Raw genomic sequence first — 18,052 nt, 5'->3', positions numbered from 1 at the left:
CGGGCGCCCGGGTACGGCTCGGGTGACGCCGGGCGACGGGCCGGGCCCGCCGGTCGGACCGGCCCGATCGGGACTTAGGCCGAACTGCGAGTGCGGGTGGTGGAGCGGTGCAGGTTCTTCAGGTACAGCTGGCGGTGGAGGCCGACCCCGCCGAGGTCGGCCGGGCCCGCCGGTGGGTGCGCTCGCGGCTGCTGAACCACGGGGTGGACCCGGACGCGCCGATGGCCGAGACGGTGGTGCTGGTGGTCTCGGAGCTGGTGACCAACGCCGTGGTGCACACCGGCTGTCCGGCCGTGCTGCGGCTCTGCCTGCCGGTGGCCGACGGCCCGGCGGAGGACGGGCCGGCCGCCCCGCTGCGGGTCGAGGTGGCCGACGCGAGCCGGGTCGCCCCGGCCCCGCGGCACGCGGGCGCGGACGAGGACGCGACCAACGGGCGCGGCCTGGAGCTGGTCGAGCTGCTCTGCGAGCGCTGGGGCTGGTACCCGGACGGCTCGGGCAAGCGGGTCTGGTGCGAGATCGGCAGCGCCGCCCGCCCGGCCGATCCGCTGGCGGACGTGGACTGGGCGGCTTTGGCGCAATAGCGGCTTTCGCGGCGGCCGTCGGACCGTGCCGATCACCGGCGCCGATCACCGGCCGAAAGGTGACGCAACCATTCCGAATTTCGGACTACCCATTGACGTGACGTATCCGACTGATCACGCTTGGGTGCGGCGCTCCGTTGCGAGGGGACGCCGAGGGGACGTCCGTCCACCGCCGCGGTGCTGCTGTCCAGGGGATTCGTGCCAGCAGGGGGGATCGCGGACGGCCGGTCGCGGGCCGCTCCTTGGCGAGTGCGGAGGGTGTGGCGCGGCTTCAGGGCTCGCGCGCCGCGATTGGATGGCGGCCTGCCGTGCCGTGCTCGGGGTGCGCGCGGCCTGCCGCCATCCAATGCGTCGTCCGGGAGCGGTGAGATCCGGCCACCGGCCGGTCGATGCCCGGGGCGCACTCAGGAAGCGCGCCGGGCGGGGACTTCGGGGAGGCTGCGGCTCTCGGGAAGCGCGCGGAAGGTGCGGCGGTAGGCGCTCGGCGCCACATCGAGCCGGCCGCGCAGCTGGAGCCGCAGCGAGGCGGCGGTGCCGAAACCGGACTCCCGGGCGACCTGGTCGATCGTCAGGTCGGTCCGCTCCAGCAACTGGCGGGCCCGCTCGGTGCGCTGGGTGGTGATCCACTGGCCGGGGCTGGCGCCGGTCTCCTCGCGGAAGCGCCGGGTGAAGGTCCGTACGCTCATCCCCGCCCGGTCGGCGAGCTGCCGCAGTGCCAGCGGCCGGTCCAGGTGCTCCAGTGCCCAGGCGCGCACCGCGGCGGTGCCGCTGTCGTCGGCGTCCACCGGGCTCGGGGCCTCCACGTACTGCTTCTGGCCGCCCTCGCGCCACGGCGGCACCAGGCAGTTGCGGGCCACCGCGTTGGCCACCGCGCTGCCGTGGTCGCGGCGCACCACGTGCAGGCACAGGTCCACCCCGGCGGCCACCCCGCCGGAGGTGAGGACGTCGCCGTCGTCGGTGTAGAGCACGTCGGGATCGAGCCGCACCTGGGGGAACAGCCAGGCGAAGCGCTCGGTGTAGCGCCAGTGGGTGGTGGCCGGACGGCCGTCCAGCAGCCCGGCGGCGGCCAGGATGAAGGAGCCGGTGCAGATCGACATCAGCCGGGTGCCGGGCCGGATCCGGGCCAGCGCGGCGGCCAGCTCCGGGGTGAAGCAGGCGTCGGCGACGGCCGGGCTGGAGTCGGAGGAGGCCGGGATCAGCACCGTGTCGGCCCGCTCCAGGAGTTCGGGCCCGTGGTCGACCATGATCCGGAAGTCGGCGCTGGTGGTGACCGGCCGTCCGTCCAGGGTGCAGGTGGCCACCTCGTACAGCGGCTGCCCGGCCGGGTCCTTGGCGCCGCCGAAGATGCGGGCGGGGATGCCGAGTTCGAAGGCGATCACGCCCTCCAGGGCGAGTACCGCGACCAGGTGTGCCATGCCGTCCCTCGGGGTGTGGGTGCGTTCGGGGGTGGAGTCGGCTCAGCGTACCGCTGGCCTTGGCCCGATTCTTGCGAAAGCTGTCATTCAGGCCACTCGTCCCGCTCCGGTCGGACCGGAACACTCGTTCCCGTGACCGAACGCAGCGCCCTCGCCCCCACGTCCCGCTCCGGACCGCCCGCCCCGGCCAAGCGCCCCCGGGTGCACTACGCCTGGGTGGTGGCCGCCGTCTCCCTGCTCGTCCTGCTCGGCTCGGCCGGCTTCCGCTCCACGCCGAGCCTGATGATGGACGCCCTGCACAACGAGTTCGGCTGGTCGCTCGGGACCATCTCCAGCGCCACCTCCGTCAACCTGACGCTCTACGGCCTCACCGCCCCCTTCGCCGCCGCCCTGATGGACCGTTTCGGCGTCCGGCTGGTGGTGGTCTGCGCGCTGCTGACCATCTCGGTCGGTGCCGGGCTGACCATGCTGATGCGCGAGCCCTGGCAACTGGTGCTCTGCTGGGGCGTGCTGGTCGGCCTCGGCAGCGGCTCGATGGCCGGCGCCTTCGCCACCACCATCACCGGCCGCTGGTTCCAGGCCCGCCAGGGGCTGGTCACCGGGGTGCTGACCGCCGCCGGGGCGGCGGGCAACCTGGTCTTCCTGCCGGTCGGCGCCTGGCTGGTCGAGCAGCACGGCTGGCGCTCCGCGGTGGTCGTGGTCTCGCTCGCGGCCACCGCCGTCGCCGTCCCGGTCCTGCTGCTGATGCGCGAGCGTCCCGCCGACCTGGGCCTGCTCCCGTACGGCGCGACCGAGGCCCCGCCCGCGCCCGCCGCCAACGGCCGCGCCCTGGCCCGCTCGCTGCGGGTGCTGCGGAACGCCGCCCGCAGCCGGGCGTTCTGGCTGCTGGCCGGCTCCTTCGCGATCTGCGGCGCCACCACCGCCGGCCTGGTCGGCACCCACTTCATCCCGGCCGCGCACGACCACGGCATGCCGGTCACTACCGCCGCGAGCCTGCTCGCCCTGATCGGCGTGTTCGACGTGCTCGGCACCGTCTTCAGCGGCTGGCTCACCGACCGGGTCGACTCCCGGGTGCTGCTGACCGTCTACTACGGGCTGCGCGGCCTGTCCCTGCTCCTGCTGCCGCAACTGCTGGCGGGCTCGCTCCAGCCGCCGATCCTCGCCTTCGTGATCTTCTACGGCCTGGACTGGGTGGCCACCGTGCCGCCGACCGTCGCGCTCTGCCGCCGGCACTTCGGCGAGGACGCCCCGATCGTCTTCGGCTGGGTGCTCGCCGCCCACCAGATCGGCGCGGCCGTCGTCGCCGGCCTGGCCGGCCTGGCCCGGGACGCGCTCGGCAACTACGACCTCACCTGGTACGGCGCCGGCGCGCTGTGCGTGGTCGCGGTCGGGCTCTGCCTGGCGCTGCGCACCGGGCGGGCCGACGGGGCGGTGCCGGCCCTCCCGTGACGGCCGGTCGTTCGCAGGTGGGGGCGGTGCCGGTCCTCCCAGTCCTCCCAGTCCTCCCGGTCGGATCGTCGTACCGGACGTCTAGGCTCCGCCCCATGGCGCTCACCTTCACCCTGGACCCCAAGCTCGACCCCGACCTGCGGACGGACATCGTCCGGCTGTGGACCGACGTCACCAACGCCGGCGGGGCGGTCGGCTTCCTGGCGCCGGTCACCGAGGAGGAGGTCTGGGACACCGCCGACCACCAGTTCGCCGGGGTCGAGCCGGACGGTCCGGACCGGCTGCTGGTCGCGCACGAGAGCGCGACGGGCCGGCTGGTCGGGGCGCTGTTCTTCGAGTCGATGCGGTTCGGCCCGATGGAGCACTGGCGGATGCTCAAGCGGGTCATGGTGCACCCCGACTTCCAGGGCCACGGCCACGGCGCCCGACTGCTGGCCGAGGCCGAGCGGGTCGCCCGGGGGTGGGGGCTGGAGGCGCTGCGGCTCACCGCGCGCGGCGGCCTGGGACTGGAGCGGTTCTACGCCCGCTGCGGCTACCGGGAGGTCGGCCGGGTGCCGGCCGCGATCCGGGTCGCCCCCGGGGACGACCGGGACGACATCACCATGTGGCTCGATCTGCGCTGACAGCCGCCCGGGCGCGGGCTGACCGGGCCGGGTGAACCGGATCGGGTGACCCGTGCCCCGCCCGTGCTGTCAGGCATGCTTGACTGGAGGACCCGCCCCAGCGCAAGAAGAAGGATGTGTCCAGTGACCAGCAACGGCCCGGAGAAGTCGCACGCCACGCTCCGCTACACCTCCATGCGGGTCAGCATCTTCCTCGGCTGCCTGCTGGTGGCCCTGCTGCTCGGGCACTTCCAGGTCATCCCGGTCAGCGGTGAGGCCGGCATGATCTTCCTGTTCCTGCTGGCCGCGGTCGCCTCCGCGCCGCTCAGCTACGCGCTGCTGAGCAAGCAGCGCGACGCGATGTCCGCGCAGATCAGCGGCAAGGTCTCCGGGATGCGCAGCCGTACCGCCGAGCGGATCGCCGCGCAGAACGCCGAGGAGGACGCCGCCGACGACGCCGCCCGCGCGGCCACCGCCGGCCAGAGCTGACCCGGCCCCGCCCACGAGCGCAGCCGCCGTGTCCGCCACCCGGGACTCCGTGCCGTCCGAGCCGTCGCCGGAGCCGTCGTCCGAGCAGCCGCCCGTCGAGGTGGCATCCTCCGAGCAGCCGCCCGACGAGGGGGCAACCGTCGAACAGCCGCCCTCCGAGGGGGTTTCCGGCACCTGGCCGGCCCCCGTCCGCCGGCCCACCGGGCGGGACGTGGCCCGGCTCGCCGGGGTCTCCCAGGCCACCGTCTCCCTGGTCTTCTCCGGCGCCGAGGCCGGCCGACGGGTCTCCGAGGCCACCCGCGGGAGGGTCCGGGAGGCCGCCCGCAGCCTCGGCTACCGCCCGCAGGCGGCCGGCCGGCAGCTGCGGCTCGGCCGCAGCGGGATGATCCTGCTGGCCGTGCCGAACCTCCAGGGCCCGTTCTTCGGCCGGGTGCTGGAGGGTGTCCACCAGGAGGCCGGCCGCAACGGCCTGGCCGTGGTGGTCAGTTCCGGCTGGGGCAGTGCCACCCTCGCCGAGGCCGCCACCGCCGGCCGCTTCGACGGCCTGCTGATCTGCTCCCCGGACGACAGCCAGCTCGGCGAACTGCCCGCCGACACCCCCGCCGTCTTCCTGGACGCCGACCCCGGTACCGACCGGGCGCGTCCGACCGTCGAGCTCGACGTGGCCGGCGGGATGCGCGCCGCGGTCGAGCACCTGGCCGCGCTCGGCCACCGCCGGATCGGCCGGCTGCGCTCCAGCCACTCCGCGTACACCTTCCGGGTCCGGCAGGCCGCCTTCGAGCTGGCGACCCGTGAACTCGACCTGGACGTCGTCGAGTTGGGTGTGAGCCTGAACGACGGCCACCGGGCCGCCCGGACCGTGGCGGGCCGGCTGCTGGAGCGCGCGGACCGGCCGCGCGCGGTGGTCTGCGACGACGACGTGGTCGCCTCCGGGGTCTACCAGGCCGCCGCCGAGCTGGGGCTGCGGGTGCCGGAGGACCTGTCGGTGGTCGGCATGGACAACGTCGCGGTGGCAGCGCTGCTCGCCCCGCCGCTGACCACCGTCGACCTGCCCGGCGAGGAGCTGGGCCGGGCGGGCGCGGCCGCGCTGGCGGCCCTGCTGCGCGGGGAGCCGGTCGCACCGGTCGCGCCGCTGGCCACCTCGCTGGTGCTGCGCTCCTCCACGGCGCCGGCCGGCACGGCTCCGGCGCGCTGATCACGGCCCGGCCTTCGGCGCGCTGTCCACGGTGGCCGCCCGGGTCGTCGGGGCCGCCGCAGCTGATCACCCGTAGGCGAGTGAAGGAGAGGACCGCGCCCGCCGGCCAGACCACCGGCGGGCGCGGTCGTTCGTGGGGTGGGTCAGCCCACCGGGACGGGCTGCGCGGACGGGGCGAGCGGCACCGGGTGGAACCAGCGCCGGGCGCCGAACAGCAGCAGCCCGCCGAGCGCGATCCCGCCCGCCGCGCACAGCGCCACCGGGCGCAGCGAGTCCTCGGCGAGCTTGCCGGAGACGGCGTAGCCGAGCGAGTTGCCGGTGGCGAACAGCGTCACCAGCCAGGCGAAGGCCTCGGTGACGGTGCCGGTCGGCGCCAGTTCGGCGACCAGCACGAACGCGGCCGCCAGCAGCGGGGCCAGCATGATCCCGGAGAGGAAGGCCAGCGCGGCCATCGGGTACGGACCGGGCAGGGCGAACAGCGGCAGGTAGGAGGCGGCCATCGCGAGGGCCATCACCCAGGTGCGGGTGGCCGTGGTCTGCCGCCACTCGACCGCGCCGTAGGCGAGGGCGCCGAGCAGGCCGCCGAGCGCCGCCAGCGCCAGCAGGGTGCCTCCGCCGCCGGGCAGGGAGCCGACGTGCTGCTCGCCGTAGGCGATGAACAGCACGTTCTGGGAACCGACCGCCCAGCCGGCCCCGGCCAGTCCGACCAGGAGCAGCACCAGTCCGGGGGAGCGCAGCGGTCCGAGCAGTCCGGCGGACTGCTCCCGGGCCGGGGCGCGCCAGGCCCGGGCGGGCCCGGCGGTGGCCACGACCAGCGCGCCGAGGAGGCCGAGCCCGGCGGCCACCCAGAGCGCGGCGACCGGGCTGAACAGCCCGGAGATCGCGGCGACGGCCAGCGGGCCGGCGACGTAGAGGATCTGCTGGGACGCGGAGTCGAAGGCGTACGCGGTGTCGAGCTGCTTCTCCTCGACCACGTCCGGCCAGAGCGAGCGCAGGCAGGGCTCCAGCGGGGGCATGGCCAGACCGGCGATCGCGGCGCCGACGGGTGCGGCGATCGCGGAGCCGGGGGCGAGGGCGAGCAGCGCGTACCCGCCGCCGGCCACCACGGCGGAGGCGAGCAGGACGCGCGGCTGTCCGGTGCGGTCCACGATCCGGCCGAGCACCGGCCCGCCGACGGCGGCGGCGATCGCGTAGGCGGAGGTGGCCAGGCCGACCCGGCCGTACGTCACTCCGGCGTCGCGCAGGGCGAGGGCGATGACGAGGGCGGTCATGCCGGCGGGCAGCCGGCCGAGCAGGGTGCCGAGCAGCAGACGGGTGACGTGCGGGGCACGGAGCAGGGCGAGGTAGCCCATCGGGGTCCTCTCCGGGTGGGCAGGCGGGGGTGGGGACGACGTCAAAGTTATACGTATAACCGCTCAGCGGTCAATCGGGCCGCCCGGCTGGCCTGATGGGGCGTCAGCTTCGTTCGTGCCCGGAGTGCGGGTTCGCGCCGGCTCGGCGCGGGCAGGGACTCTGCGTGACCTCAAACAAGTACTTTGAACATCTCAAACCTTTGCTGCTAACGTATCGGCCATGACAGCCTCGGAGACACTGCGGATGAACGGCCCGGGCCGACTGCCCGGCGCCGCCCGCCCGTGTGCTCCGGCCGGTGCTGTGGACAGCCCGCGCCGTTGTCGCGCCATGCGCCGTACCGCCCTGAGCTGTACCGCGGCGGCACGCCCCTGACCGGGGGTCCGACGTCTTCCGTCCGGCCCCGCGCCGTGCCGCCTGCTCCGCCCCACACCTCACCGTCAGCAACGCCCTCCCCCGGAGACGCTCCCCCATGTCCACAGCGCCCGAGGCGACCTCGTCGCCGTCCGTGCTCGCCCGCATCCGCAAGACGCCCTTCTGGGTGCAGATCGTCGCCGGCCTCGTGCTCGGCGTCGGCCTCGGCTACCTGGCCCGCACCGCCGAGATCTCCTGGCTGGCCACCACCCTGGAGACCATCGGCAAGATCTTCGTCCAGCTGCTCAAGCTGGCCGTCCCGCCGCTGGTGTTCACCGCGATCGTGGTGAGCGTCGCCAACCTGCGCAACGTGACCAACGCGGCCCGCCTGGCCACCCGCACGCTGCTCTGGTTCATGATCACCTCGCTGATCGCGGTCGGCATCGGCCTGGGCCTGGGCCTGCTGACCAACCCGGGCAAGGGCACCGACCTGAAGACCGAGGGCCTCAAGGCGCTCGACTCCAAGGGCACCTGGATCGACTTCCTGACCGGGATCTTCCCGACCAACATCGTCGACTCCTTCGCCAAGGTGAACGTGCTCCAGATCGTCTTCCTGGCGGTCGTGGTCGGCGCGGCGATCATCAAGCTCGGCGCCAAGGCCGAGCCGGTCCTCAAGCTCAGCGAGTCCGTGCTGGAGCTGACCCAGACCGCGCTGTGGTGGGTCATCCGGCTCTCCCCGCTCGGCACCCTCGGCCTGATCGGCAAGTCCGTCGCCAAGTACGGTTGGGACCTGCTGAAGCCGTTCGCCACGCTGACCCTGGACATCTACCTCGGCTGCGCGCTGGTGCTGTTCGTCGTCTACTCGCTGGTGCTGCGCTTCGCGGCCGGGCTCAACCCGCTGCACTTCTTCAAGGGCGCCTGGCCCGCGATCCAGCTGGCCTTCGTCTCCCGCTCCTCGGTCGGCACCCTGCCGGTCACCCGCCGCGTCACCGAGCGCCTCGGCGTCCCGAGCGAGTACGCGTCCTTCTCGGTGCCGTTCGGCGCCACCACCAAGATGGACGGCTGCGCCGCGGTCTACCCGGCCGTCGCCGCGATCTTCGTCGCCCAGGTCTACAACATCGAGCTGGGCATCAAGGACTACATCCTGATCGCCTTCGTCTCGGTGGTCGGTTCGGCCGCCACCGCGGGCCTCACCGGTGCGATCGTCATGCTGACGCTGACCCTGTCCACCCTGGGCCTGCCGCTGGAGGGCGTCGGCCTGCTGCTCGCCATCGACCCGATCCTGGACATGATGCGCACCGCGACCAACGTCGCCGGCCAGGTCGTGGTGCCGATCGTGGTCGCCGCCCGGGAGAAGATCCTGGACGTCACCGCGTACAACAACCCCTCCGCGGACCTGTACGACGAGGACGCGAAGCCGGCCGTCGGCGCCGGCCGGGCGACCCCGGCCGCGGTCTGAGGTCGAACGGGCGATCGGACGTCAGAGGGGTCGTTCGATCGGCTTGACGGAAAGGGCCCTCCCCGGGCGACGGGGGAGGGCCCTTTCCGCATTCCGCACTCCGTGCCCGAACTGCCGGCGGGTCGCGGATCGGGCGCGGATCGGGCGCGGATTTCGAAAAGGCAGGGGGCCCGCCGGTCGGGCGGGCCCCCTTGGGTACTGCTCTTGTGCTCATGGTGGCGGCCGTCGGGAGCCGCCGTCGGACCCGTGCGGGTCCCGAGCGATCAGATCATCAGAGGATGGTCAGACAGCGGTGACGTTCTCCGCCTGCGGGCCCTTCGGACCCTGGGTGACGTCGAAGGTGACCGTCTGGTTCTCCTCCAGCGAACGGAAGCCGTTCGCGTTGATGGCGGAGTAGTGAACGAAGACGTCGGGGCCGCCGCCCTCCTGGGCGATGAAGCCGAAGCCCTTCTCAGCGTTGAACCACTTGACGGTTCCCTGAGCCATGCCGTTCTCCTTGCGATGCGTGTCGGGGGCCACACCGTGTGACACCCGGTCCGCTGCGCTGATCGCCCTGCCTCCGGACGTGTCCGAAATTTTTCGATATTGCTGAAAAACTACAAAAAGCCTGCGGTTACATGCTCCGCAGGCTTCAAGTACTGCAAGGGGAATCAAACTGCAACTGAGGGCAACGCTAGCATGCGGCCGCTGTGACGACCAGAGGTCACTTACGGCGTGGAAGGCGCGTGTCGTAAGGGCGGGAGCGGCCACGGAAAGGCGCGTCGGCGGTGCGTGAGGGCGTGTCGGGTCCGGCCGGTGGGGGCCGCCGCGAACAGCGGGCATACGCTGCGTGGAGGCACGAACAGCAAGGGAGCGGCGCAGTGGCAGCACCGGAAGCAGGAACACCGGACGCGCGGACGCGGGAGCCCCGGCAGGACACCCCGGTCAGGCCGCGGGTCGGTCACATCCAGTTCCTGAACTGCGTCCCCCTCTACTGGGGACTCGCCAGGACCGGCAACCTGCTCGACCTGGACCTCACCAAGGACACCCCCGAGAAGCTGAGCGACCAGCTCGTCGACGGCGCCCTGGACATCGGCCCCATCACCTGCGTGGAGTACCTGCGCAACGCGGACGACCTGCTGGTCCTGCCGGACATCGCGGTCGGCAGCGACGGCCCGGTGATGTCCTGCCTGATCGTGAGCAAGGTGCCGCTCGCCGACCTCGACGGCCGCCGCGTCGCCCTCGGCTCCACCAGCCGCACCTCCGTACGGCTCGCCCGGTTGCTCCTGGAGGAGCGCGAGGGCGTGCACCCGGACTACTACAGCTGCCCGCCGGACCTCAGCGCGATGCTCGCCGAGGCCGACGCCGCCGTCCTGATCGGCGACCCGGCCCTGCGCGCCTACCTCGGGCAGGCGGCCGACCTCGGACTGACCGTCCACGACCTCGGCGAGATGTGGAAGGAGTGGACCGGCCTGCCGTTCGTCTTCGCGGTCTGGGCGGTGCGGCGCGAGTTCGCCGAGCGTGCCCCGGAGCTGACCGCCGCGGTGCACCGGGCCTTCCTGGAGTCCCGCGACCTGTCGCTGGTGGAGGCCGCCAAGGTCGCCGAGCAGGCCGCCCGCTGGGAGGCCTTCGGGGCGGACGTGCTGGAGCGGTACTTCAGCGAGGCGCTCGACTTCTCGCTCGGGGAGCGGCAGCTGGCGGGTGTCACGGAGTTCGCCCGGCGGGTCGCGCACGACAGCGGGTTCGCCCCGGACGTCGCGGTGCGGCTGCTGGAGCCGGCGGCGTCGCCGGTGGGGGCGGTGCCGGTGGAGGCGTTGCCGTCGGGAGCGTGAGAGGGGTTCGCTCGGGCCGGTACGGTCTGCACCGAGGCGCGACCGGCGGCTGGCCGGCGGTGGCCGGCCGACCGTTGCTGGTGGCCGGCTGACCGTCGATGGCCGGTCGGGCGCGCGGCCGAGCGGGCGAGGGGAGCGTGCGGGGATGCGGGCACTGGGATCGGACGATCCTCGCCAGGTGGGCGGCTACCGGCTGCTGCGCCGGCTCGGCTCGGGCGGGATGGGCCGGGTCTACCTCGGCCGGACGGCCGGCGGGCGCACCGTCGCCGTCAAGGTGGTGCGGTCGGAACTCGCGGACGACGCCGAGTTCCGCGCCCGGTTCCGGCAGGAGGTGGCCGCCGCCCGGCGGGTCGGCGGCGCCTGGACCGCGCCCGTGCTGGACGCCGACACCGAGGGCGGGCAGCCCTGGGTCGCCACCGGCTACGTGGCGGGCCCCGCGCTCGGCGACGCCGTCCGGACGTACGGGCCGCTGCCCGAACCGGCCGTGCGCGCGCTCGGCGTCGGGCTCACCGAGGCGCTCGCCCACGTCCACGGGCTCGGCCTGGTGCACCGGGACGTCAAGCCCTCCAACGTGCTGCTCACCCTGGACGGGCCGCGGCTGATCGACTTCGGGATCGCCCGCGCCCTGGACGCCGCCGGCGGCCTCACCCGTTCCGGTTACGTGGTCGGATCGCCAGGCTTCATGTCACCCGAGCAGGCGAACGGGCAGCCGGTCGGGCCGGCCGGGGACGTCTTCTCGCTCGGCGCCGTCCTCGCCTTCGCCGCGACCGGCGTGCACCCCTTCGGCGAGGGGGTCAGCGCGGCCGTCCTGCTCTACCGGGTGCTGCACGAGGAACCGGACGTGGCCGGGCTGTCCGAGCCGCTGCGGAGGACCGTGCTCGACTGCCTGGCCAAGGACCCGGCCGCCCGGCCTACCCCGTGGCAGCTGCGCGACCGGCTGGACCCGGACGGCACGGCCGGCACCCGGCTGTCGCGGGGCGGCTGGCTGCCCGCGGAGCTGGCGGCCGGGGTGGGGCGCAGCGCGGTGGAGCTGCTGGACCTGGACCTGGACCCGAACGGGGAGCCGGGAACCGCGGAGACAGCGGGGGAGACGGGTCCGGGCGGGGTGGCGATGGATGCGGGCGCTTCCGGGGCGGCGGCCGGGGCGGGGGTCGGGGTCGGGGCCGGCGAGGCCGTGCGGACTCCGACCTTCGTGTCCGGGAGCGAGCCGGAGGGGGAAGGGGCTCACCAGCCGCTGCGCGTGGGCGTCTGGGACGAACCCGCGAAGGCGCGGCGGCGGCGGGTCCGGATCGCGGTGGCGGCCGTGGCGGCGCTCGCGGTGCTCGGGGGCGGCGGGTACGGGCTGTACGGGTGGCTGCACCGGGCCGACCCGGCGGTGCCGGGGCCGTCGGCGGGGCCGCTGCCGGAGGTGTCCGTCGATCCGGGCCCGGCGGTCCTGCCGAGCGGGACCTTCGCCTCCGGGGTGGCCTCGGCCTCCGGAGCCCCGGGGAGCGCGACGGCGTCCGTCCCGGGTGCCGTGCCGTCCGGGACGGACGGGCCGAGCGCGGTGCCCGCGGCCTTCCTCGGCACCTGGAGCGGGGACATGGTCACCAACAAGGGACTGCCCGCCGGGACCACCACGCTCACCATCCGTCCGGCGGCGATCGGGCAGGAGGGCGTCACCAGCCGCAACGCCGTCTCGGGGCTGATCTCGATCAGCTGCGAGGGCGTCTGGACGCTCAAGTCGGCCTCCGCCACCAAGTTGGTGTTCCAGTCCCGGCTGGTCCGCTCCTCGATCCCCGGCGCCTGCACCGGCGGGTCCAACACGGAGACGCTCACCCTCCAGCCCGACGGGACGATCCGCTTCGTCTCCGTCGATCCGCCGGCCGGGAACCCGACCGGCACCATGCGTCAGGCGGACGGGGCGGACGGGGAGGAGGGCTGAGGCGAGTCCGGGCGGGGGCTCGGGCAGGGTGTCGGGCGGGGCGTCCGGGCGGGGTCTCGGGCAGGGTGTCGGGTGGGGAGGCCGTGGTTCAGCGGGCTGACGCGGGCGGCGGAATGTGCTGGCGTAGGCTGGTTCGGCCGTACCCGAGTAGCACTTGAGAGAGAGAAGGCCGCCAGGTGACCGAGCTCGCAGCGACCACCCTCGATGCGTCCAGCACCGACCTGAAGGCCGTGCTCGACCGGGCCGCCGCCGGTGGCCGGATCACCCCGGAGGAGGCGCTGGAGCTCTACCGCTCGGCGCCGCTGCACGCGCTCGGCTCCGCCGCCGACGCGGTGCGCCGCCGTCGCTACGCGGGTACCGAGCACATCGCGACGTACATCATCGAGCGCAACATCAACTACACCAACGTCTGCGTGACGGCGTGCAAGTTCTGCGCCTTCTACGTGCCGCCGAAGAGCGACAAGGGGTGGTCCCGCGAGCTCGACGAGATCCTGCGCCGCTGCGCCGAGACGGTCGAGCTGGGCGGCACCCAGATCATGTTCCAGGGCGGCCACCACCCGGACTACGGCGTGGAGTACTACGAGCGCGCGTTCTCGGCGATCAAGGCCGACTTCCCGCAGCTGGTGATCCACTCGCTGGGCGCCTCCGAGGTCGAGCACATGGCGCGGATCTCGGGCGTCTCCGTCGAGGAGGCCATCACCCGGATCCACAAGGCGGGTCTGGACTCCTTCGCCGGCGCCGGCGCCGAGCTGCTGCCGGAGCGGCCGCGCAAGGCGATCGCCCCGCTGAAGGAGTCCGGCGAGCGCTGGCTGGAGATCATGGAGATCGCCCACGGCCTCGGTGTCGAGTCCACCTCCACCATGCTGATGGGCACCGGCGAGACCAACGCCGAGCGGATCGAGCACCTGCGGATGATCCGCGACGTGCAGGACCGCACCGGCGGCTTCCGGGCCTTCATCCCGTACACCTACCAGCCGCAGAACAACCACCTGAAGGGCACGACCCAGGCCACCGTCTTCGAGTACCTGCGGATGATCTCGATCGCCCGCCTGTTCCTCGACAACGTCGCCCACATCCAGGGCTCCTGGCTCACCACCGGCAAGGAGGCCGGCCAGCTGTCGCTGCACTACGGTGCGGACGACCTCGGGTCCGTGATGCTGGAGGAGAACGTCGTCTCGGCGGCGGGCGCCAAGCACCGCTCCAACCTCACCGAGCTGATCCACCTCATCCGGGCCGCCGACCGCGTCCCGGCGCAGCGCTCGACCACCTACCAGCACCTGCGGGTGCTGGACGACCCGGCCAACGACCCGGTCGACCCGCGGGTCGCCTCGCACATCGCCTCCACGGCGATCGAGGGCGGCACCGCGCACCCCGAGCTGAAGATCCTGGACAACTGAGTCCTCCGGTGTCGCCGGTGCCGGTCTTGCTGGTGTCGCCGGTGCCGGTGATGCCGTCGAAGTCGAAGGCGTTGTCGTGCTGACTCTGCACCGGGCGGCGTTCGTGCTGCCCGACCCGGCCGATCCCACCGCCCCGTCCATCGCCGACGGGGCGGTGGTGGTGCGTGGCGAGCTGGTGGAGGCGGTCGGACCGTACGGGGAACTGGCGGCCGCGCACCCGGGTGCGCGGGTGCGGGACTGGGGTGCGGCCGTGCTCGCCCCGGGGCTGCGCAATCCGTACGGGCACTGGCTGCTGGAACGCGCGTACCACCCGGATCCGCGGGAGGAGATCGGCCTCGAACCCCTGGCGGACGGGCTGGCCGGGTCCACGGACGAGGCGCGGTGCGGGGCCAGTGCGCGGCGCGGCCTACAGCGGATGCTCGGATACGGGGTGACGGCGGTGGCCGGGCCCTTCGAGCGGGCCTCGGTGCGGACGGCGGTGGCGCGGTCGGGGGTCGTCGGCCTGCCCGGTCGTTCCGCTCCGACCGGTGAGGCGGACGGCGGGGACGCGGGGCCGCTGGACCCGCTGGCCGTCCTGCCGTTCACGGAGGCCGTGCACGGCCGGGTGGTGCCCGGGGGCCGGGCGGACTTCGCGGTGTTCGTGGTCGCGGTCGCGGTCGCGGTCGCGGGGGAGGGGCGTGGCGGGTCGGTGGTCGCGGGGGGCGGGCGTGGCGAACCGGCGGCCGGCGGGTGCCTGGCCACGGTGCTGGGCGGGCGGTTGGTGTACCGCCGACGGTGAGACGGTCGTCACGGCGGGTGTGACGTACTCGTCAGTAGTCGGATTTCCTTGCGGCGCACAGGACTTGCTTCGTGTGCACCCGAACTCCGGTGTCGGTCCCGAAGAGTGATTGTCCCTTCATCGTGACCTGAGGGCCCGCCAGCGGATACGATCCCGGACAGCTCACTCCGTACCCTCACCACACCACTGCCCGCGCCCGCGGGCGGCGGGGCCGTGTCCCCGGCCCCGAAGGCAAGCCAGGACAGGAACCATGCGAACCGCGACCGTTCCCCCGCCGCGCACCCCGCGGATGGGCCGTGGTTGGTACCTCGCCGCCGTGCTCAGCGCCGTGCTGGCCGTCGGGATGTGCCTGCTCGGTTGGCGCCAGGCCGACCAGGCCGACCGGATCGAGGCGCACCCGGTGAGAGTCGAGGGGGTCGTCACCCAGCTCCCGACCGGCGGCGGCACCTACAGCGCCGTCAGCTACCGGGCCGGCGGCGAGCCGCACACCGCGGCCGCGCTGCCGCTCTCGGACGGCGCCCGACTCGGCGACAGGATCTGCCTGGAGCACGCAGCCGACGACCCGGGCGCGGTGCGGATCTGCGGCGACACCTACCCGCAGCCGGTCGGGGTGGGCCTGGCCCGGTTCAGCGTGCCGGTGGCCGTCGTGCTCTTCGTGATCTGCGTGCTGCGGATCCGGCGGCACCACAAGGCCCTCGCGATCCGCGGCGGGCAGGGGAAGCTGGCCGTCAACCTCGCACTGGCGACGGGGGCGCTGGCGGACGGGATGCCCGCGATAACCCACGGCAAGCGGTCCCGCCGACGGCGCCGCTCGGGCGGGCGGCGCGCCCAGCACTGACGGGGCGCCTGGGGCGCCCGGGGGCGCTCGGGGGGTGCGGCCCAGGGCTTCGGCCCAGGGGCGCGGCCTGGAGGGTCGGCTCAGGGGCGCGGCTCGGGGTTCGGCCGGGGTCGGCGTGCCCCGTTGGTCGGGGTGTCCGTACGAGGGTGAACAATGGGGGCGTGACCCGAGCCTCTCTGGACAAGCAGCCGCACGAAGTCGCCGCCATGTTCGACGACGTCGCGGCCAAGTACGACCGCACCAACGACGTGCTCTCCCTCGGCCAGGCCCGCGCCTGGCGCCGGGCGGTGGCCGAGGCGGTGGACGCCGGACCGGGGGACCTCGTGCTCGACCTCGGGGCCGGCACCGGCACCTCCTCGCTGCCCTTCGCCGAGGCCGGGGCGCAGGTCGTCCCGTGCGACTTCTCGGTCGGCATGCTCACCGAGGGCAAGCGCCGCCACCCCGAGCTGGCGCTCACCGCCGGTGACGCCACCCGGCTGCCGTTCGCGGACGGCGCCTTCGACTCGGTGACGATCTCCTTCGCGCTGCGCAACGTCCAGGACACCGACGCGGCGCTGCGCGAGATGCTGCGGGTCACCAAGCCCGGCGGCAAGCTGGTGATCTGCGAGTTCTCCACCCCGACCTGGACGCCGTTCCGGACGGTCTACACCGAGTACCTGATGCGCGCGCTGCCGCCGGTGGCCACCGCCGTCAGCAGCAACCCGGAGGCGTACGTCTACCTCGCCGAGTCCATCCGGGCCTGGCCGGACCAGCCGGGGCTGGCCGCCAAGCTCCAGGACAACGGCTGGTCGAAGGTCGCCTGGCGGAACCTGACCGGTGGGATCGTCGCGTTGCACCGGGCCTACAAGATCGCGTAGCCGGGCCCCGGTCGGTTCGTTCGGTCGGGTCAGGTCGGGTTCGGAGTCGGTTCGGAGTCGGTTCGGGGTCGGTTCGGAGTCGGCCGGTTCCGGCCGTGCCGGAGGTCGGGGCGGGGGCGCATCCGGTGGCGTGAGCGGAACTAGACTGCCGGAGACAAAGCCGCCGTCCCCCAGCCGCAGTTCCAGGAGTGTGTCCACGTGTCCGAGACCGCAGCCGATCTGACGAAGCCGGACAGCCCCGTGGAGAGCACGGCCGACGTCATCGTGGTCGGTGCGGGCCCGGCCGGCTCCGCCACCGCGTACTACCTGGCCCAGGCCGGACTGGACGTCCTGCTGCTGGAGAAGACCGCCTTCCCGCGCGAGAAGGTCTGCGGCGACGGCCTGACCCCGCGTGCCACCAAGCAGCTGGTGGACATGGGCATCGACGTCTCCACCGAGAACGGCTGGCTGCACAACAAGGGCCTGCGCATCATCGGCGGCGGCGTCCGGCTGGAGCTGGACTGGCCCGAGCTGTCCTCCTTCCCCGACTACGGCCTGGTGCGCAAGCGCGCCGACTTCGACGAGCTGCTGGCCCGTCAGGCCGAGAAGGCCGGCGCGCGGCTCTACGAGCGCTGCAACGTCAGCGGGCCGGTCCTGGACGAGCGCACCGGCCGGATCGTCGGCGTCACCGCCAAGCTCGGCGACGAGAAGCGGCCTGTCACCTTCCGGGCTCCGCTGGTGGTCGCCGCCGACGGCAACTCCACCCGGCTCTCGCTCGCCATGGGCCTGCACCGGCGCGAGGACCGCCCGATGGGCGTCGCCTACCGCACCTACTTCACCTCCCCGCGTCACGACGACGACTACCTGGAGTCCTGGCTGGAGCTGTGGGACACCCGTGGCGGCGAGCGCAAGCTGCTGCCCGGGTACGGCTGGGTCTTCGGCATGGGCGACGGGACCTCCAACGTCGGCCTCGGCATCCTCAACTCCTCACCCGCGTTCGGCGAGCTGGACTGGCGCGAGGTGCTCAAGGCCTGGTGCGCCGGGATGCCGGAGGAGTGGGGCTACACCCCCGAGAACATGACCGAGCCGATCCGCGGCGCCGCGCTGCCGATGGCCTTCAACCGGCAGCCGCACTACACCCGCGGCCTGCTGCTCGTCGGCGACGCGGGCGGCATGGTCAACCCGTTCAACGGCGAGGGCATCGCCTACGCGATGGAATCCGGCCAGATCGCCGCCGGGGTCATCGTGCAGGCCCTCGCCCGGGTCACCGACGGCGGCCGCGAGCGCGCCCTCCAGGCCTACCCGCGCATCCTCAAGGACGTGTACGGCGGCTACTACACGCTGGGCCGCGCCTTCGTGAAGCTCATCGGCAACCCCAGGGTGATGCAGATCGCCACCCAGCGCGGCCTCACCCACCCGATGCTGATGCGCTTCACCCTCAAGCTGCTCGCCAACCTCACCGACCCGCAGGGCGGCGACGCGATGGACCGCGTGATCAACGGCCTCGCCCGGGTCGCGCCGAACGCCTGACGGCGGCCGGGCGCGTGGTCCGGTCCGACGCTTGAGTGGGTCGG

16 protein-coding genes are annotated in these 18,052 nt (G+C 73.7%); 13 read left to right on the top strand and 3 right to left on the bottom strand.

Translation table 11 applies throughout. From position 1 onward, the window contains the following. Window positions 1-107 precede the first annotated feature (107 nt). Window positions 108-581 carry an ATP-binding protein gene (locus ACZ7RU_RS29985; protein WP_470344100.1) on the top strand — a complete coding sequence of 158 codons (474 nt, stop codon included), beginning with the start codon at window positions 108-110 and terminating at the stop codon, window positions 579-581. Window positions 582-985: 404 nt separating this feature from the next. Here ACZ7RU_RS29985 and ACZ7RU_RS29980 read toward each other — a convergent pair whose 3' ends face one another. Further along, entirely contained in the window at window positions 986-1,996 is a 1,011-nt protein-coding gene (locus ACZ7RU_RS29980) for a GlxA family transcriptional regulator (protein WP_470344099.1), read from the bottom strand. A gap of 132 nt (window positions 1,997-2,128) precedes the next feature. On the opposite strand from ACZ7RU_RS29980, the gene ACZ7RU_RS29975 reads away from it, so the two are divergent. The 4 genes from ACZ7RU_RS29975 (at window position 2,129) to ACZ7RU_RS29960 (ending at window position 5,731) form a co-directional block, all read left to right on the top strand. Beyond that, window positions 2,129-3,445: an MFS transporter gene (locus ACZ7RU_RS29975; protein WP_470344098.1), complete on the top strand. Its 1,317-nt coding sequence runs from the start codon at window positions 2,129-2,131 to the stop codon at window positions 3,443-3,445. Between the two features lie 95 nt (window positions 3,446-3,540). Then, window positions 3,541-4,068, top strand: a complete 528-nt coding sequence (locus tag ACZ7RU_RS29970) for a GNAT family N-acetyltransferase (RefSeq protein WP_470344097.1) — start codon at window positions 3,541-3,543, stop codon at window positions 4,066-4,068. Between the two features lie 123 nt (window positions 4,069-4,191). Beyond that, complete coding sequence (locus tag ACZ7RU_RS29965) at window positions 4,192-4,536, top strand: DUF4229 domain-containing protein (protein WP_470344096.1); 345 nt, start codon at window positions 4,192-4,194, stop codon at window positions 4,534-4,536. A 28-nt stretch (window positions 4,537-4,564) separates the two neighbouring features. Then, entirely contained in the window at window positions 4,565-5,731 is a 1,167-nt protein-coding gene (locus ACZ7RU_RS29960) for a LacI family DNA-binding transcriptional regulator (RefSeq protein WP_470344095.1), read from the top strand. Between the two features lie 143 nt (window positions 5,732-5,874). Here the strand turns inward: ACZ7RU_RS29960 and ACZ7RU_RS29955 are convergent, their stop codons facing one another. Then, window positions 5,875-7,083: an MFS transporter gene (locus ACZ7RU_RS29955; RefSeq protein ID WP_470344094.1), complete on the bottom strand. Its 1,209-nt coding sequence runs from the start codon at window positions 7,081-7,083 to the stop codon at window positions 5,875-5,877. Window positions 7,084-7,553: 470 nt separating this feature from the next. Between ACZ7RU_RS29955 and ACZ7RU_RS29950 the strand changes: the two genes are divergently transcribed. Beyond that, window positions 7,554-8,894 (top strand): dicarboxylate/amino acid:cation symporter, encoded by a 1,341-nt coding sequence (locus ACZ7RU_RS29950; protein WP_470344093.1) that lies wholly within the window; start codon window positions 7,554-7,556, stop codon window positions 8,892-8,894. 282 nt (window positions 8,895-9,176) lie between these two features. On the opposite strand, the gene ACZ7RU_RS29945 is transcribed toward ACZ7RU_RS29950, so the two are convergent. Continuing rightward, window positions 9,177-9,380: a cold-shock protein gene (locus tag ACZ7RU_RS29945; RefSeq protein ID WP_189920031.1), complete on the bottom strand. Its 204-nt coding sequence runs from the start codon at window positions 9,378-9,380 to the stop codon at window positions 9,177-9,179. Window positions 9,381-9,838: 458 nt separating this feature from the next. On the opposite strand from ACZ7RU_RS29945, the gene ACZ7RU_RS29940 reads away from it, so the two are divergent. The 7 genes from ACZ7RU_RS29940 to ACZ7RU_RS29910 all read left to right on the top strand — a co-directional run bounded on the left by ACZ7RU_RS29940 (window position 9,839) and on the right by ACZ7RU_RS29910 (window position 18,008). Next, complete coding sequence (locus ACZ7RU_RS29940; RefSeq protein WP_470344235.1) at window positions 9,839-10,705, top strand: menaquinone biosynthetic enzyme MqnA/MqnD family protein; 867 nt, start codon at window positions 9,839-9,841, stop codon at window positions 10,703-10,705. A 145-nt stretch (window positions 10,706-10,850) separates the two neighbouring features. Further along, the gene (locus tag ACZ7RU_RS29935) at window positions 10,851-12,629 is read left to right on the top strand and encodes a serine/threonine-protein kinase (protein ID WP_470344092.1); all 1,779 of its coding nucleotides are present in this window, start codon (window positions 10,851-10,853) and stop codon (window positions 12,627-12,629) included. A 176-nt stretch (window positions 12,630-12,805) separates the two neighbouring features. Then, window positions 12,806-14,026, top strand: a complete 1,221-nt coding sequence (gene mqnC, locus ACZ7RU_RS29930) for a cyclic dehypoxanthinyl futalosine synthase (protein WP_470344091.1) — start codon at window positions 12,806-12,808, stop codon at window positions 14,024-14,026. Between the two features lie 76 nt (window positions 14,027-14,102). Next, window positions 14,103-14,804 carry an amidohydrolase family protein gene (locus ACZ7RU_RS29925; RefSeq protein WP_470344090.1) on the top strand — a complete coding sequence of 234 codons (702 nt, stop codon included), beginning with the start codon at window positions 14,103-14,105 and terminating at the stop codon, window positions 14,802-14,804. A 250-nt stretch (window positions 14,805-15,054) separates the two neighbouring features. Beyond that, a complete protein-coding gene (locus ACZ7RU_RS29920; protein WP_470344089.1) occupies window positions 15,055-15,642 on the top strand; it encodes a hypothetical protein in 588 nt (195 codons plus the stop codon). A 161-nt stretch (window positions 15,643-15,803) separates the two neighbouring features. After that, window positions 15,804-16,499 carry a demethylmenaquinone methyltransferase gene (locus ACZ7RU_RS29915; protein WP_470344088.1) on the top strand — a complete coding sequence of 232 codons (696 nt, stop codon included), beginning with the start codon at window positions 15,804-15,806 and terminating at the stop codon, window positions 16,497-16,499. 198 nt (window positions 16,500-16,697) lie between these two features. Next, window positions 16,698-18,008 carry a geranylgeranyl reductase family protein gene (locus ACZ7RU_RS29910; protein ID WP_470344087.1) on the top strand — a complete coding sequence of 437 codons (1,311 nt, stop codon included), beginning with the start codon at window positions 16,698-16,700 and terminating at the stop codon, window positions 18,006-18,008. Window positions 18,009-18,052 lie beyond the last annotated feature (44 nt).

The organism is Kitasatospora sp. NPDC114501, from assembly GCF_055633695.1.
This window is presented reverse-complemented; position numbering and strand designations above follow the sequence as displayed.